Here is a 16,689-nt window from a genome sequence, read left to right as displayed (position 1 = left end):
CTCAGTCAAAGTCCACTTTCTCGAGGAACAGGCCGTCCGGCGGCGACACTGGCCCGCAGGCCGTGCGGTCGGTCGCCGCGAGTATCTCGCCCAGCCAGCGTGCATCGCGCTTGCCGCGCCCGACTTCGACCAGTGAACCGACCATCGAGCGCACCTGCCGGTGCAGGAAGCTCTGGGCCGACAGCGTGCATTCGATCCGGTCGCCATAGCGGGCGATATCGAACCTATCCAGCGTCTTGACCGGGCTGCGCGCCTGGCATTCCATGTCGCGGAACGTGGTGAAATCATGCGTGCCCAGCAAAACCTGCGCGGCGTCATGCATCTTGCGGGCATCGAGCTTTGGCGCAATGCGCCATGCGAGGCCCTTTTCCACCGTCAGGTCGGCGCGGCGGTTGATGATGACAAAGCGATAGTGGCGCGCCTTGGCGCTGAAGCGGGCGTGGAAATCCTCGTCCACTTTCTCGGCCTTCAGGATCGCGATCGGCAGCGGGCGCAAGTGGAAGTTCAGCGCATCGGCCACCTTGCCCGGCCGGTCCACGGCAAAGTCGAGATGCGCGACCTGTCCCATCGCATGCACGCCGCTATCTGTGCGCCCGGCGCCATACACCTCCACCGGACCGCCATCCAGCTTGGCTGCGGCTGCCTCGATGGCGCCTTGGACCGTCGGCTTACCCGGCAGCCGCATCCAGCCCTGGAACGGCCCGCCATGATATTCGATGAGGAGTTTGTAACGGGCCATGGCTAGCGCCCTAGCCGAAGGCAGGAGGATACGTCAATTCGCCTGCCTCAGGCGCGCCGGGATTGATCACCTGCGCCATGAAGGCCGGCCCGCTCCAGGCCGCCTTGAACGGCGCGGCCGTTTCAGCCGAAAAGCCGAACTTCGGATAATAGGGCTCATGGCCCAGCACGAAGACGATCCGCTCCTCCCGGCCGCCCAGTATGACTAGCCCCATGCGCACCAGTCCGGCTCCGATCCCGCGCCGCTGGACATCCGGCTTCACGCACATCGGGCCAAGCCCCATGGCCTCCGGCTGCCCGTCGATCAGGATGCGGAAAAACTCTATATGGCCGACGATCTCCTCATGCTGGTGGGCGACCAGCGACAGCAGGCTGTCGCCATCCTTGTGCAGGCGCCGCGTAATCTTGGCCTCCGCCGACCGGCCAAAGCTCGCCCGGTTGAGCGCCGCCACGGCATCCATGTCGTCCAGCCTCAGATTGCGAGTCCATGTTTCGGTCATGGAGGGCCGATCGGGGAAGGCGCTAGCGTGTTCCGCCAGTCAGACCGCGCAATGAAGGCACTCGCGATCTGGACCGGAATGAGAATGGCAACGCAGGTGAGCGTCGCCGGATGGAATTTTCCGAGCGTCCGGCGGTCAAACAAAAGGAGCGCGATGAGGAACGGGTCCATGACAAGATAGACGGCAATATCGAGCAAGAGAGGATCGAGCCCCGGCATCTTCAGCGTCCACCGCGTCGCCGCCGGTGCCACAAGGCAGAGGGCCGCTGTGAATGTCAGGCGCCGGTACCATTCGTGACGAGCAGGATCGACGCGATCATCAGGCCCGTGAACAGGCCGATGTCAGTCACATTGAACCATGTGATTTCATACGGGTGCGGGAAATCCTTTGCGGCGCGTATCTCGGCGGCGCGCTGCGCCATCCAGAAGCCGAGCGGGACCAGCGCGCCGGTCAGCGCAAATCCCGCAAGGCCGATCTCCCTGTGCCGCGCAATCTGCCCGGTTGCAGCCAGCCGGGTCTGCCAGACATAGAGTCCGATCCAGGCAAAGTAGGCCAGGCCGTGGAGGTGGTGCAGCAAATGAAAATGCCGCGAGCCGGTCAGCGCAGGCATGTAATAGGTCAGCGGAAAGCTGAGGACGACAATCACCCCCATGACGATGGCTGAGCGATAGAAAAATTGCGGGCGTCCAGCCGCGCTGGTTTCAGTCGATGACATTTAAGTGCCCCCTTGTCCCTAAGGGAAACTATCAGGGCGCCCTGTCGGGCTGTCAATCAAACCCCGGTCAGGCCAGAATTGTGCCGGGCGCAATGGGCGTGCCATTGAGGAAGACCGTCGCCGTCATCGGGCCCTTGCCGGGCCGCTGCAGCTGGCTGATGCGTACCGCGCCGCAATCGCCGCACGCCACCAGCAGCCGGTCGTCCAGCACCGTGCCGGGCGCTGCGCCGCCGGACGCGCCGGTCGCCTCACTCATCAGCAGTTTCAGGCGTATGGGCTCGCCGCCATCATCCGGTGTCCAGACGCAGGTCGCGCCTGGAGCAGGGGAGAGGCCGCGTATCTGGCAGTCGATTTCGGCGGCGGGTTTTGACCAGTCGATGGGCTGGTCGGCGGCTGTCAGTTTGTGGGCGTAGGTATCGCCGGTTTCCGGCTGCGGCTTCGACGTCAGCGAACCATCTGCCAGCCCGGCCAGCGCGCGGGGCGCAAGGTCGGCGGCGAGTTCCGCCAGCCGGTCGTGAAGGGTGCCAAAGGTCGTGGCGGGTGTGATCGGCGTCCAGGCCGAGATCAGCACCGGCCCGGTGTCGAGCCCGGCGTCCATCAGCATCGCGTCAATGCCTGTCTCGTGGTCGCCCGCCATGATCGCCCGCTGGATCGGCGCAGCGCCCCGCCAGCGCGGCAGGATCGAGGCATGCATGTTGAGACAGCCTAGGCGCGGCGCATCCAGAATGGCCTGCGGCAGGATCAGCCCATAGGCGACCACCACGGCGGCATCGAGGCCGAGCGCCGCAAAGGCCTCCTGCTCCGGCGCTTTCTTCAGGCTTTTCGGCGTGCGCACGTCAAGCCCGTGCGCTTCTGCCCAAGCCTGCACAGGCGTTGGTGTTAGCTTCTTGCCCCGGCCCGAGGGGCGCGGCGGCTGGGAATAGACGCAGGCGATCTCGTGCCCCGCAGCGACCAGCGCAGCGAGCACATCAACGGCAATCTGGGGGCTGCCCATGAAGGCAAGGCGAAGGGGTTTGGTCATGGATCGCGGGTCTAGCGCGCGGGACGCTGGCAATAAAGGGAAGATTGGCGCGGCAGGATCAGGCGACGTCTTCGCGGATCTTGCGAATCTTGGCTTTCTTGACCTTGTCGATGGCCCGCATCCGCTTAAGGCGCGAGAGATAGTCGATGAACAGCGTACCCTCGAGATGGTCCATCTCGTGCTGGATACAGACCGCGTAGAGCTCTTCGGCCCATTCCTCGACCGGGTTACCATCATAATCCAGGTAACGGATCAGGCAGCGTACCGGGCGTTCAACCTCGTCGAAAATGTCGGGCACCGACAGGCAACCCTCTTCATAAGGCTGTGTCTGATCGACCGTTTCGACGATTTCCGGGTTCACGAAATAGCGCGGCTGGCGCTCTTCATTCTCGGGGGCGAGGTCCATGACGATGACGCGAAGCGGTACGCCGACCTGGATTGCGGCCAAGCCAATGCCCGGCGCGTCATACATGGTTTCCAGCATGTCATCCATCAGCGCGCGAATCTCGTCGGTGACGCCGCCTTCAACAGGCTTCGACACCTCCTTGAGGCGTGGATCGGGTACAGTCAGGATTTCGCGTATGGCCATAAGGGGGAGATATGAACAGAAGGACGTTTGGTCAACTGGTGCGGCTCATTTGGCAGCCAGCCGGGGCTTCTTGGCATCGAGATCCAGTTCGCCCGTCCGGTCCGTCGCCGTGGCGCGGTTTTCGATCAGTTTGGGCTCAGCGGGTGCCTTGTTGGGCGGTGCGATCGACAATTCCTCGAACTTGCGCAGCGTCGGCAGGACGCGCTTGTCCACTGATCCCATCATGGAATTGAAATGATCCACCGAGCCATTCAGCGACTTGCCCAGCTTTTCCATATGTTCCAGCAATTTGCTCATGCGGGTGTAGAGTTCGGCGCCCAATTCCGCCGCCTCCATCGCATTCGCGTTCTGCTCGTGCTGGCGCCACAAATGAGCGACCGTCCGGGCCAGTGCGATCAGCGTCGTGGGCGTGGTCACGATCACTTGCCGGGACATGGCCTTTTCGATCAGGTCCGGTGCCTGTTCCAGTGCCGCCGCGAAAAAGTTCTCCCCGGGTATGAACATGGCGATATAATCGAACCGGTTGCCGAGGTTTGACTGGTAGTCCTTCGACGCCAGCGTGGTGACATGGCGCTGCACGCTTTGCGCGTGCGCCTTCAGGTGCGCCAGCCGCTCGACCGGGTCTTCGGTATTCGTTGCGGCCATGTAGGAGGCGAGGGATACTTTGGAATCGATGACGATCTGCCGGTCGCCGGGCAGGCGGATGATCGCATCCGGGCGCTGGCGGCCTTCCTCGGTTGCGTCATGGACCTGCTCGTTGAAGTCGCAATGGGCCGACAGGCCTGCTTGTTCCATGACATTGCGCAATGTCATCTCGCCCCAGCGGCCGCCGCCTTTCGGCGCAGTCAGCGCGTTCACCAGTTTTCCGGTCTCTGCGGTGTTGCGGTGCAGGCTCTCGCCAATTGCCTTCACCTGTTCGGACAGCAGGGATTTATCCTCGGTCCGGACTTTTTCGAGGTCGTCGACACGCTTTTTGAAGGCGTCGAAATTCTCGCCAATCGGCTTCATCAGTTCCTGCAGCTGGCCTTTGGCGCCTTCCTTGTGCTTCTCGAACGTCTCGTTCGCGAGTTGCAGAAATTGGGCATTGGCCGTCCGCAGCACACCTTGGGCGAGATCGGCGAATTTGCGCTCATCCTCTTCGCTGCGGGCCCGGATTTCAGCCAGCGCGATTTCTGCCTGTCGGGCGACCTCTTCTTTCGTGCGCAGCGCCTGTTTCGTATCCGAGAGATCCTCGGCTGTCCGCGTCTGCTCCCGGCGGGCGAGGTCTGCTCGTCCCCACAGAACGTAGGCGGCAAAGCCAAGCCCCAGCACGCCCAGCAGCAGCACGATATGCACGGCGTCGAAGCCGGCGGTTCCGATGGTAACGATAGGTGTCATCTCGATATCCTGCCACGATTCCCGTGGAACATATCTAGAACGGTGTCATGTGTCCACGCGCTGAAAACGCCGCGTGAAAACTATCCGTTGGTCGGCGCGCCAGCCAGTGCGTTCAGGCTCTCGATCAGGTCTGCCGTGATCGTTCCGGTCACCGGAAGACCATTGGCTTTCTCATAGTCGCGGATGGCCTTGGCCGTGCCGTCGCCGATCACGCCGTCCGGTGTGCCGACATTGTAGCCGAGCGCCGAGAGGGCAACCTGAACACCTTGCACCTGAAGCGGATTGCCGGTGTTCCAGGGCTGGGCCCCAAAGCGTCCATTGCTGATGGCATTGTCGCGAGAAGCTTCCCAGAAGACCGACCGCGCGCGGGCCTGTTCGGCAGCTTCGGCTGATATGCGACCTGAAAGGTCGGCGATCTTGGCCGGCGCGCCCGCATCGCCATTCTTGCCGGCAATTTCGAACCAGAACATGGCTTCGGTCAGGTTCGGGCTGATGCCCAGGCCCTGCTCGTAGAGCACGCCGAGATTGTACTGGCTGTCGACAATGCCGAACTCGGCGGCCTTGCGGAACCGTTCGACGGCGCCGGCATAGCTCTGCGGTCCGCCATCGCCCTCGGCCATGAAGACGGCAAGGTCATGCATGGCTCTGACATTGCCGCCATTGGCGGCTTTTTCTGTCCACTCCCGGGCCAGCGCCAGATCCTTGGGAACGCCATTCCCCTTCTCGTGCAGCTTGGCGAGGCCGTACTGGGCGATCGGCAGGCCCTTGGCGGCAGACTTGCGCATCAGCGCTGCGCCGACAGCAAAGTCGCCAGCGGCGATGCGCTCCTGGGCCAGCTGGTACTGGGCGATATGGTTTCCGGCAGCGGCAGCGCTTTCCACCGTCACGAAGGGCGAGATGGCCGGGAAATTCGAGGCAACCGCTGCTGCAGTCACCGCTGGCTGGCTGGCGAGCGCGACAGGCGCCGGCACTGTCTCCATCGTCGGCGCGGCATCGAACAGTCCAGTGTCGGCCTGCGACGCCGCAGATGCGTCACCGGCAGCCTTGGTGGTTGCAGGGAGAACATCAATGCCTGCTTCGGTGGCGACAGGCGGCGATTTTGCGATCGTCGCAGCGCCGGGATCGACATAGGTATCGACCGAGGCGACGACGACAGGGGCTTCCTGCTTGCCGCGAATATAGAGATAGCCACCTACGGCGGCCCCGGTAATCACGACAGCCGAAGCAGCAGCATAGAGCGGCAGCTTGCCGGAGCCGGACGTCGCCCGGACCCCATTGAAGTTCGGTTTGTCATTTTTGCGCCGGTTGCGGCGCTGTGGTTGCGCATCCGGCGGGCCGGCGGCGACGATCGCGGCCCGGCGAGCGCGAGCGATATAATCATTCGTGTCATCCGCCCGAATCGCAATCGGCTCGGGATCGTCTTCATCGAACGGGTAGGGTTCGTCGTCCGGATCGGGTTTCTGCGAAATCAGCGCGAGAAAATCCTCATCGTCGGAATCATCCATATCGAAAATGTCGGATGCGCGCGCTTCGGTATGGCTGTCATGCTCGCCATCGATGCCCTCCAGTTCAGAGAGCGGACCGAAGAAGGATTCCGGACCGCGCTCGGCTGAAGCAGCAGAAAAATCCTCGTCCGTGTGCTCACCGATACCAGCTTCCTTCGGCGCGCTGGGAGCGTCCTCAAAATCGGACTTGTAAGGCGTACTGCGACTCTCGACAGCTGCGTCCCAACCTGCAATCCCGGCTTCAAAGAAGGCGTCGTCGTCGTCCGGATCAATCAACGAGTCCGCAAAGACAGCGTCGTCATCCTGAAAATCAGATGCCGCCGTTTCAACGAACATGTCATCGTCATTGTCGTCTTCGATTTCAGGCAGGCCGGGTTCGAAGGGCGCGCTGTCATCGTGGGCGGGCGCCTGGATTGCCTGTTCGACCAGCGGATCGTCGGAAAAATCAGGTGCGTCTGGCATCGCATCGGCACCGTCCGGGTCGGCATAGGGCGGGGAGGTGAATTCCTCGAGGCTTTCAAGCCGGGTGGCCAGGGACACGATGGCGCGCTGCACGGGCGACAGGGACGCCGACGACTGGGTCTGCATATGCTCAAGCCGCTCGGAGACATTGGACAGGGCATCCGACAGGCGTACATCCGTGCGCTTGCGGTCCTCTTCCAACTGGGTCGCCATAGTCTTGATGGCACTGTCTTGGCGCTGTTGAAGTCGCGAAGCGGCCGATGCGACCTGTTCGCCGATCTGTTCAATGGCTTGGGCGCTTCGCGTTTCGCTGTCGCTGACGCGATGGTCAATTTGGTCGGCGAGCGAGTCAATGCGGGCGCTGACGGTTTCGCCGAGGCGTTCGATTTCGCCGCGCACGGCCTCGCCTGCAGCGGCGTCATCGCGGGCTTCGACATCGCGGATGCGCTGCTCGAAGCTGGTCGACATCTGGCTGACCTGGTTGGATACGGTTTCGATGGAGCGCGACTGGCGCTCCTCGGTGGCCGCGAGGCGTTTCTGCACATCCGAAAGCCCGGTCGTGAGGCCGGAGACGGCTTCACTATCCTGGACATTGGCGGTGCGCGCGATCTCGTCGGCGAGTTCGAGCCGGGTCTGGTCAACGGTTTCACGCAGGGACTTTGTCAGGTCGTCGAAACGGGCCTCGAATTCCGAGCGCAGCTTTTCAGCAAGTTCCGGATCAACGGATCCCGCCAGCGCTTCGACACGGTTGTCGAGGTGGTTGAACGTCGCCTCCAGGCTTTGCAGCGCGGCGTCGGTCGTGGTTTCGGCGCGGTTCAGGCGTTCCTGGATACGCAGCAGCGTGCTTTCCATGGAATCCAGCGCGCCCGATACGTCGGACTCGACCGCAGTCAGGCGCTCATCGGTCTGACCGGCGGTGGCGAGGCGTTCCTGGACGTCGCTTTGAAGGGTGGACAGGCGGGTCGTCAAATCGCGCGCGGCGATCTCTGAACGCTTTTCGGCTTGGTCGACGGCCTGTTCGACCCGCGCAGCGGCGTCTGACAGTTTTGATTCGACCCGGGTTTCGACGCCTTCGACGCGGTCGGTCAGGTCGGCAAAGCCAGCCTCGACCCGGCCCTTGATGGCGTGCGCCTCCTGCTGGGCGAGTTCGCCTTCATCATTGACGTGGTCAGCCAGCTTACCGAGCGCCTGTTCGAGCGACTTCAGCGCTTCGAGGTTCTGCTTGTTGGAGTCATCTTCTTCAAGCCTGCGAACTTTGGACTGGAGCGCCTCATAGGTGTCGCGGATCTCGTCCATCAGGCTTTCGACATGGCCGACAACGGAATCGCTGCTCTGCTCGGCGTGCTCGAGCTTGGCGACGAGGCCGAGAACCGTGTGGTCCATGCCCGAAATCGCCAGCGTGGAGCGGGCTTCCGCCGCCTCGATGCGGCGGGTCAGGCGGTCCAGCGTGTTGGTGGTCGCATCCGGCCGCGGTCGCGGATTGCGGAACAGCGACGAGATTTCGTTGAGCTGGGATTCCTCATCCGTCATCAGCAGGCGGTTGAGATATTCGCCGAGCGTCAGACCTTCGGCGCTCGCCGCTTCGCGCGCTGCATCGCGCGCGCGCTGGTCAATGCCTTTGACACTCCAGGGCCCTGTCTGGTTCATCCCGGATTCTCCTCGCTCAGCCCGCGAAGTTAACGCTACGGGCAGATTCGTTCACATTTTCTAACGGTGATGACAGCCAGGGTCTTAAAGCGAGGTTAAAGGTAAATATTTTCGCATCATTTGGTAACAGGTATGGTTATTGCATTTACCATAGGGAATGTTTCCGCGAACGTTCGCGGAAAGTTGACGTTGACGTTCGCGGAACCCTTGGTCTAAGCTGTCTTGATGCATCACAAGACATCACACATATCCGCCGCCGATAGCCGCACCTTCACGATTTCCGAGCTTGCCCGGGAATACGGTGTGACCCCCCGTGCCCTTCGCTTCTATGAAGACAAGGACATGCTGCATCCTGCGCGCGATGGCATGACCCGTGTCTATTCGAACCGGGATCGTGCACGCCTGACGATAATCGTCCGCCTCAAGCGTCTCGGCCTGCCGCTGGCCGATATTCGTGAAATCCTCGACCTCTATGTTCTGGATGACGGCGAACGCGCCCAGAAATACATGATGCTCGACAAGTTCCGCAAGCAGGTCAAAGAGCTGGAAGTCCAGCGCGAAGACATCGACACGGCGCTGACGGAACTGCGCAAGGGCATCCTCTGGCTCGAGGAACTGATCCAGAAGGTCGGTCCGAACGAAGAAGGCAAGCGACAGGTTGCGGCCTATGAGGCAGTTGCCCGGCGCCAGCTCGACGAAGTCTGATCCACCTCTTTTCAAGGGTTTCTGGCAACTGGAACGACCTTTCTAGAACATGCGTCTAGAACGGAGTCAGTTGCCATTTTTTTACAAGGATTCCGCCCCATGCCCCGTTACGACGCTCCGGTCCGCGATATGCAATTCATCCTGCATGAAGTTCTGCAATTGCAGAACTATTCGAACCTGCCCGGTTTCGAGGAGGCGACCCCTGACCTGATCGACGCGATCCTGGAAGAAGGCGGCAAGTTCGCCAAGGAAGTCCTGTTCCCGCTCAACCGTGTCGGCGACGTGCAGGGCTGCAAGCGCAATGATGATGCCAGCGTCAAGACGCCTGACGGGTTCCCGGCCGCCTACACGGCGCTGGTCGAGAATGGCTGGCCGCTCCTCTCGAAGGATCCGGCCATGGGGGGGCAGGGCCTGCCGCACGTTGTGAACCTCGCCTGGGGCGAGATGATTTCCTCGTCGAACATGGCCTTCGGCATGTATCCCGGCCTCACTTCGGGCGCCTATGAGGCCCTGATGGCCGGCGGCTCTGACGCGCAGCGCCAGATGTACGGCCCGAAAATGGCCAGCGCCGAATGGGCCGGCACCATGAACCTGACCGAGCCGCAATGCGGCACCGACCTCGGTCTGATCAAGACCAAGGCCGCGCCCCAGGCCGATGGCAGCTACAAGATTACCGGCCAGAAAATCTGGATCTCGGGCGGCGAGCAGGACCTCACAGAAAACATCATTCACCTTGTGCTTGCCCGGATCGAGGGCGCGCCCGAAGGTATCAAGGGCATCTCGCTCTTCGTCGTGCCGAAATATATCGTCAAGGAAGACGGCTCGCTGGGCGAGCGCAATGCCTGCTCGTGCGGCGGTCTTGAAGAGAAGATGGGCATCCACGGCAACGCGACCTGCGTCATGAACTATGACGGCGCGACCGGCTGGCTTGTCGGCGAAGAACACAAGGGCATGCGCACCATGTTCGTGATGATGAACGAAGCCCGCCTCGGCGTCGGTCTGCAGGGCCTCGCCCAGGCCGAAGTGGCCTACCAGAATGCTGTCGACTACGCCAAGGACCGCGTCCAGGGCCGTTCGCTCAACGGCGCCAAGGCGCCGGAAAAGGTCGCCGACCCGATCATCGTCCATCCGGACGTGCGCCGCATGCTGCTCGACCAGAAAGCCTTCATCGAGGGCGCCCGTGCCTTTGCCTACTGGACCGCCTTCCAGGGCGACCTGCAGCACAAATCGAACGATGAGAAGGTGCGCGAGCGCGCCGGCGACTATATGGCGCTGCTGACCCCGGTGGTGAAAGCCTATCTGACGCACAAGGGCTGCGAGAGCGCCAATCTCGGCCTTCAGGTGCATGGCGGATCGGGTTTCACCCGCGAATGGGGCATGGAACAGTTCGTACGCGATAGCCGTATCACCATGATCTACGAAGGCACCAACGGCATCCAGGCCCTCGACCTAGTCGGCCGCAAGCTTGCCAGCAATGGCGGCCGGGCTGTGTTCAGCTTCTTTGCCGAACTGGATGACTTCCTCGGCACGGCCGGTGATGACGCCGAACTGCAGCCGTTCGTCGAAGGCCTGACAATCGTGAAGGGTCAGCTCCAGGAAGGCACCAACTGGCTGATGCAGAACGGTATGTCCGACTTCAACAATGCCGGCGCGTCCAGCCACGATTACCTGCACCTGTTTGGCCTGACGGCGCTCTGTTTCATGTGGGCGCGCATGGCCAAGGTCGCGATCGAGAAAAAAGCCGAGGGCGACCCGTTCTATGGCGAAAAGCTGCTGACCGGCCAATACTTCCTCGACCGCATGCTGCCCGACGCAGCCGCCCATCTCGCAAAGGTAAAAACCGGCGCGAAATCCATGATGGCCCTGTCGGCAGACCAGTTCTGATCCATGGCGAGCCCTGTGCCTGCGGCCTGACGTGGCGTGACGTCTGTGCAAACGGGCCTGCATAACCTACATGTTGACGTGAACGTAAGCGGAAGTTTCCGCAAGGTAATACAGGAAGACATGCCCATGCTCGAGAGCCCACTGAACGTGCCGAAATCCGCTTGGCGCAGTGATGAGGAGATGGATATTTTCTCCGACGCCGTGGGCCAGTTCTTCGAAAAGGAATGTGCGCCGCATGTTCCGGCATGGCGCAAGGCTGGCGTGGTACCGCGCGAAATCTGGACCAAGGCCGGCGAAATGGGCCTGCTCTGCGCGTCCGTGCCGGAAGAATATGGCGGGGCAGGGGGCGATTTCCGCCACGAGGCCATCATCATCGAGCAACAGCAGTGGAAAGGCGTCGACGGGTTCGGCATCACTCTGCACAACGCCATCATCGCGCCCTATATCACCGCGTTCGGCACTGAAGAGCAGAAGCGCCGCTGGCTGCCGCGCATGGCGTCGGGCGAACTCGTCACCGCCATCGCGATGACCGAGCCGGGCGCCGGCTCCGACCTTCAGAACATCAAGACGACCGCCATCAAGGATGGCGATGGCTATGTCATCAATGGTTCGAAGACCTTCATCTCCAACGGCCAGACGGCCAACCTGGTCCTCGTCTGCGCCAAGACCGATCCGACTCAGGGCGCCAAGGGCATCTCGATCCTCTGCGTCGAAACCGAGGAAGTCGAAGGCTTCGAGCGCGGCCGCAATCTTGAAAAGGTCGGCCAGCACGCCGCCGATACGTCAGAACTTTTCTTCAACGACGTGAAAGTGCCGGCCTCGGCCCTGCTCGGCGGGGAAGCCGGCAAGGGCTTCATCCAGCTGATGCAGAAACTGCCGCAGGAGCGCCACGTTATCGGCCTGCAGGGCGTCGGCATGATCGAACGCGCGATCCACGAGACGGTTGAATATGTCAAAGGCCGCAACGCCTTCGGCAAGACGATCTTCGATTTCCAGAACACCCAGTTCAAGCTCGCCGAAGCGAAGACCGAAGCGACTGTCGCAAAAGTGTTTGCAGATCACTGTACGGAATTGCTGCTGAAGGGCGAACTCGATGCCGCAACAGCTTCCATGTCGAAATACTGGATCTCCGATCTCCAGTGCAAGATCATTGACGAATGCCTCCAGCTGCATGGCGGCTTCGGCTATATGGACGAATATCCCATCGCCCAGATGTATGCCGACGCTCGCGTCCAGCGCATCTATGGCGGCGCCAACGAGGTCATGAAAATGCTCATCGCGAGGACGCTCTAGTCACTCATGCCGGACAGCAAGCGCATCACGGAAGTTTTCGCCAAACCGAGCCCGTCCTCGACGTCGCTCGGCTTCGAGCTGCTCTCGCTCGACCTAAAAAAATGGGAGGCGCGGGTGCGCTTTGATGGCCGCCCGGAATTCTGCAATCCCGCAGGCGTCATCCAGGGCGGCTATCTCGTCGCCATGATGGATGATACGATTGGCATGCTCGCCGGGATGAGGGCGGGCAAGACGAAGCTGCCCTCCACGGTGGACCTGCACACCCATTTCCTGCGCCCTGTCCGCAAGGGCGCCATCGAAGTGGTGGCCCGCCTGCGCAATATCGGCCGCGCGATGGTTTTCGCCGAGGCCGAACTCTACGATTCCCGCGGCAAGGAAGCTGCCCGTTCCACCGCGAGCCTCACCCTGAACCCGGTGAACTCACCGGCGACCTGATCAACAGTTTTAAAGGAGCCTCTCCCATGAATGAAGCATATCTCTATGACGCCGTCCGCACGCCTCGCGGCAAGGGGAAGTCGTCCGGCTCCCTGCACGAAATCACCGCGCTGAGCCTTGGCACGCAGGTTCTGCAGGCCATCCGTGACCGGAACAATATCGATACGGCCTGCGTTGACGATGTCGTCTTCGGCTGCGTCTCGCCGGTTGGCGAGCAGGGCGGCGACATTGCCCGCATCGCAGTGCTCAACGCTGACTATGCCGACACCACCGCCGGTGTGCAGGTTGACCGTTTCTGCGCCTCGGGCCTCGAAGCCTGCAACATGGCCGCGTCGAAAGTCATGACTGGCGAGGCCGACATGGCCATTGGCGGCGGCGTCGAATCGATGAGCCGCGTGCCCATGGGCGCTGCCGGCGGTGCCTGGTCGACAGACCCGCAGATCGCCATCAAGTCCTACTTCTCGCCGCAGGGCGTCGGCGCTGACACGATCGCCACCAAGTGGGGCTTCTCGCGCGATGACGTTGATGCCTTTGCCGTCGAAAGCCAGAAGCGCGCCGCCAAGGCCTGGAAAGAAGGCCGCTTCGCCAAGTCCATCGTTCCGGTGAAAGACCAGATGGGCGGTATCCGCCTCGACCATGACGAACACATGCGTCCCGAAGCCGACATGCAGTCGCTGGCAGCCCTCCAGCCATCCTTCCTCGGCATGGGCGCCATGGGCTTTGATGACGTCATCAAGCAGCGTTATCCCGAACTCGAAAAGATCAACCATGTCCACCACGCCGGCAACTCATCGGGCATCGTGGATGGCGCGTCTGCCGTCCTGTTCGGATCGAAGGAAATGGGCGAACGCTTCGGCATGAAGCCCCGCGCCCGCATCCGTGCCATGGCCTCCATCGGATCCGAGCCGGGCATCATGCTGACCGGTCCGACCGATGTGTCGCGTAAGGTGCTGAAAAAAGCCGGCATGAACCCGGAAGACATCGACCTCTACGAACTGAACGAAGCTTTCGCCTCGGTCGTTCTGCTGATGATGCACAACCTGAATATCCCGCACGAAAAGATGAACGTGAACGGCGGCGCCATCGCCATGGGCCACCCGCTGGGTGCCACTGGCGGCATGCTGATGGGCACAATGATCGACGAGCTTGAGCGGACCGGCAAGGAAACCGCCCTGATCACGCTCTGCGTCGGCGCCGGCATGGGCACCGCGACGATCATCGAGAGGGTCTAGCGATGAGCCGACGTGTCGCCCAATCAACTGGAATGGCTATTGGTCTCGCAGCCGGATCTATCATTGGACTGGTGACACGAAATATTGGCCTCTGGATTCCCGTCGGGCTTGCCATCGGCGTGGCCCTCGGTGCTCTGGCTTCTAAAACCTCAGACAAAAACAATACTGACGAGGGCAAATAGCCCCGCAAGGAAATCGATTATGAAACTCGACACATTCTCATTCGACATCGACGCGGACGGCATTGCCCATGCCGTGTTCGACGTGCCCGGCCGCAGCATGAACACGCTGACCGGCAAGGCCGTCGCTGATATCATCGCGATCACCAAGGAAGTGGCCACCAACGACAAGATCAAGGGCCTCGTACTCTCGTCCGGCAAAGCCAGCGGCTTTTGCGCCGGGGCAGACCTTGGCGAAATGGGCAGCCGCGCCGGCGGCGCAGGCGACAAGGCGAAAAAGACCGAAGCGGAGCTCAAGAAGGAGCAGTTCGATGCGGGCTTCTCGCTGAACAAGACGCTTCGCCAGCTCGAAACCTGCGGCAAGCCCGTCGCTGTAGCCCTCAACGGCCTCGCCCTTGGCGGCGGCCTTGAAGTGGCGCTTGCCGGTCATTACCGCGTTGCGGCCAATGACAATCCCAAGCTCCAGTTCGGCCTGCCGGAAGCTAAGATCGGGCTCCTGCCCGGCGCTGGCGGCACGCAGCGCCTGCCACGCCTGATCGGCGTGCAGGCAGCCCTGCCGCTGATCCTCCAGGGTGAAAGCTTCAATGCCGAGAAAGCCCTCGCCATGGGCGTCGTCAACGAACTCGCGCCATCATCCGAAACCGAGGCCAAGGCCACGGCATGGGTCAAGGCTAACCCGACCGCCAAGGCCCCGTGGGACGTCAAAGGCTTCAAGGTTCCGGGCGGCGTACCGCACCGCAGCCCCGGCGCCGGCCAGGTCATGACCATGGCGAACGCCATGCTGCACGCCAAGACCAACGGCAATTACCCAGCCCAGCTGAATATCCTGTCCTGCATCTATGAGGGCATCATGGTGCCGATTGATGCGGGCCTCCGCATCGAGACGCGCTACTTCATCAACACGCAGCAGCGCCCGGAAGCCAAGGCGATGATCCGCTCGCTGTTCCTGTCGACGCAGGCCCTGTCCAAGGGTGCCAATCGTCCGGCAGGCGTCCCGAAGTATGAGCTGGGCAAGGTCGCCGTCATCGGCGCTGGCCTGATGGGCGCCGGCATCGCCTATGAACAGGCACGCGCCGGTATCGAGACCATCCTCGTCGATGTCTCGGTCGAGAATGCCGAGAAGGGGAAGGACTATTCCCGAAAGCTCGTCGAGAAGAACGTGTCGCGCGGCAACATGACCAAGGAGAAGGGCGAAGCGCTCCTCGCCCTGATCAAGCCGACCGCCAACTATGACGACTTCAAGGGCGCAGACCTCGTCGTCGAGGCCGTGTTCGAGAATCCGGAACTCAAGGCCAAGATCACCAAGATGGCTGAAGCCCAGCTCTCCGATACGGCTGTCATGGGATCCAACACATCGACCCTGCCAATCACCGGCCTGGCTGAGGCCTCGGTTCGCCCTGCCAACTTCATCGGCATCCACTTCTTCTCGCCGGTCGAGCGGATGGGTCTGGTCGAGATCATCTCCGGCAAGGAGACCAGCGAAGAGACCCTCGCCAAGACGATCGATTATGTCCTCAAGATCCGCAAGACGCCGATCGTCGTGAATGACAGCCGCGGCTTCTACACGTCGCGCTGCTTCGGCACCTATACGCAGGAAGGCCTCGAAATGCTCGGCGAAGGCATCAAGCCGGCGATCATCGAGAATGTCGGGCGTCAGTCCGGCATGCCGATGGGCCCGCTCGAAGTGTCCGACTCCGTTGGTCTCGACACGGCGCTCAAGGTAGGTCGCCAGATGGCACAGGCGTCCGGTATCGAATATGGCAACGATCCGCGCGGCCAGATGATGGCCTGGCTGGTCGAAGACCAGGGCCGGGTCGGTCGCAAGGCTGGCAAGGGCTTCTACGACTATAACGAGAAAGGCAAGCCAGAGCGCCTGTGGCCTGAGCTGAGCAGCCAGATCGACGTCAAGGTCGACGAGTGCCCGCCAGCCCTGAAGAAAGAGCTGACCAGCCGTTTCCTCGTGCGTCAGGCCATCGAAGTGGCCCGCTGTTTCGAGGAGGGCGTCATCACCGATGCGCGCGACGCCGATATTGGCTCGATCCTCGCTTGGGGCTTTGCGCCCTATACTGGCGGCTGCGCCAGCTACGTGGACCTGATCTGGGGCATCAAACCGTTCGTCGAAGAGGCCGACCGCTTGGCCGACAAATACGGTGACCGCTTCCGTCCGGGTAAACTGCTGCGCGACATGGCCGCCAAGGGCGAAGGCTTCTACGACCGCTTCCCACCCGCCGACGTAAAGGCAAAAGCCGCAGCCTAGTCGGCGCGATCTAAAGCACATCCGCGACAAAAGGAATCGTGAGGGATTCCCTTTTGCTTCGAACTCTGATTCTCCTGTTCGGCAGGAGGATTTGTCGATGGCAGTTTCGTATTCGCTTGATTTTCGCCGGGCTGTTGCGGCCCATGTTGG

The 16,689-nt window shown here is 62.0% G+C and carries 15 protein-coding genes; 7 read left to right on the top strand and 8 right to left on the bottom strand.

The window, feature by feature from the left end:
* Position 1: 1 nt before the first annotated feature.
* The 8 genes from truA to ACESNB_RS09905 all read right to left on the bottom strand — a co-directional run bounded on the left by truA (position 2) and on the right by ACESNB_RS09905 (position 8,554).
* Positions 2-739, bottom strand: a complete 738-nt coding sequence (truA, locus tag ACESNB_RS09940; RefSeq protein WP_373006799.1) for a tRNA pseudouridine(38-40) synthase TruA — start codon at positions 737-739, stop codon at positions 2-4.
* Between the two features lie 10 nt (positions 740-749).
* Positions 750-1,238, bottom strand: coding sequence for a GNAT family N-acetyltransferase (locus tag ACESNB_RS09935; protein WP_373006797.1), 489 nt, complete (start codon positions 1,236-1,238; stop codon positions 750-752).
* Positions 1,235-1,456: a hypothetical protein gene (locus ACESNB_RS09930; RefSeq protein ID WP_373006795.1), complete on the bottom strand. Its 222-nt coding sequence runs from the start codon at positions 1,454-1,456 to the stop codon at positions 1,235-1,237. The genes ACESNB_RS09935 and ACESNB_RS09930 overlap by 4 nt, the downstream gene beginning before the upstream one ends.
* Positions 1,457-1,512: 56 nt before the next feature.
* A complete protein-coding gene (locus ACESNB_RS09925; protein WP_373006793.1) occupies positions 1,513-1,953 on the bottom strand; it encodes a hypothetical protein in 441 nt (146 codons plus the stop codon).
* Positions 1,954-2,020: 67 nt separating this feature from the next.
* Positions 2,021-2,974 carry a methionyl-tRNA formyltransferase gene (gene fmt, locus ACESNB_RS09920; protein WP_373006790.1) on the bottom strand — a complete coding sequence of 318 codons (954 nt, stop codon included), beginning with the start codon at positions 2,972-2,974 and terminating at the stop codon, positions 2,021-2,023.
* 58 nt (positions 2,975-3,032) lie between these two features.
* Entirely contained in the window at positions 3,033-3,563 is a 531-nt protein-coding gene (def, locus tag ACESNB_RS09915; protein WP_373006788.1) for a peptide deformylase, read from the bottom strand.
* 45 nt (positions 3,564-3,608) lie between these two features.
* Positions 3,609-4,940, bottom strand: a complete 1,332-nt coding sequence (locus ACESNB_RS09910; protein WP_373006786.1) for a DNA recombination protein RmuC — start codon at positions 4,938-4,940, stop codon at positions 3,609-3,611.
* An 80-nt stretch (positions 4,941-5,020) separates the two neighbouring features.
* Entirely contained in the window at positions 5,021-8,554 is a 3,534-nt protein-coding gene (locus ACESNB_RS09905) for a peptidoglycan-binding protein (protein ID WP_373006784.1), read from the bottom strand.
* 225 nt (positions 8,555-8,779) lie between these two features.
* On the opposite strand from ACESNB_RS09905, the gene ACESNB_RS09900 reads away from it, so the two are divergent.
* From ACESNB_RS09900 to ACESNB_RS09870, 7 genes are all read left to right on the top strand, one after another.
* Positions 8,780-9,259 carry a MerR family DNA-binding transcriptional regulator gene (locus tag ACESNB_RS09900; protein ID WP_340693328.1) on the top strand — a complete coding sequence of 160 codons (480 nt, stop codon included), beginning with the start codon at positions 8,780-8,782 and terminating at the stop codon, positions 9,257-9,259.
* Positions 9,260-9,358: 99 nt separating this feature from the next.
* Entirely contained in the window at positions 9,359-11,143 is a 1,785-nt protein-coding gene (locus ACESNB_RS09895) for an acyl-CoA dehydrogenase C-terminal domain-containing protein (protein ID WP_373006782.1), read from the top strand.
* A gap of 126 nt (positions 11,144-11,269) precedes the next feature.
* Positions 11,270-12,436 (top strand): acyl-CoA dehydrogenase family protein, encoded by a 1,167-nt coding sequence (locus tag ACESNB_RS09890; protein WP_373006780.1) that lies wholly within the window; start codon positions 11,270-11,272, stop codon positions 12,434-12,436.
* A gap of 6 nt (positions 12,437-12,442) precedes the next feature.
* Complete coding sequence (locus tag ACESNB_RS09885) at positions 12,443-12,871, top strand: PaaI family thioesterase (protein ID WP_373006778.1); 429 nt, start codon at positions 12,443-12,445, stop codon at positions 12,869-12,871.
* A 26-nt stretch (positions 12,872-12,897) separates the two neighbouring features.
* Positions 12,898-14,103, top strand: coding sequence for an acetyl-CoA C-acetyltransferase (locus tag ACESNB_RS09880; RefSeq protein ID WP_373006776.1), 1,206 nt, complete (start codon positions 12,898-12,900; stop codon positions 14,101-14,103).
* Positions 14,104-14,105: 2 nt separating this feature from the next.
* The gene (locus ACESNB_RS09875; RefSeq protein ID WP_373006774.1) at positions 14,106-14,285 is read left to right on the top strand and encodes a hypothetical protein; all 180 of its coding nucleotides are present in this window, start codon (positions 14,106-14,108) and stop codon (positions 14,283-14,285) included.
* Between the two features lie 19 nt (positions 14,286-14,304).
* Positions 14,305-16,539: a 3-hydroxyacyl-CoA dehydrogenase NAD-binding domain-containing protein gene (locus tag ACESNB_RS09870; protein ID WP_373006772.1), complete on the top strand. Its 2,235-nt coding sequence runs from the start codon at positions 14,305-14,307 to the stop codon at positions 16,537-16,539.
* The last annotated feature ends 150 nt before the right edge of the window (positions 16,540-16,689 follow it).

Source organism: Hyphomonas sp. (genome assembly GCF_041689225.1).
Classification (GTDB): Bacteria; Pseudomonadota; Alphaproteobacteria; order Caulobacterales; family Hyphomonadaceae; genus Hyphomonas.
This window is presented reverse-complemented; position numbering and strand designations above follow the sequence as displayed.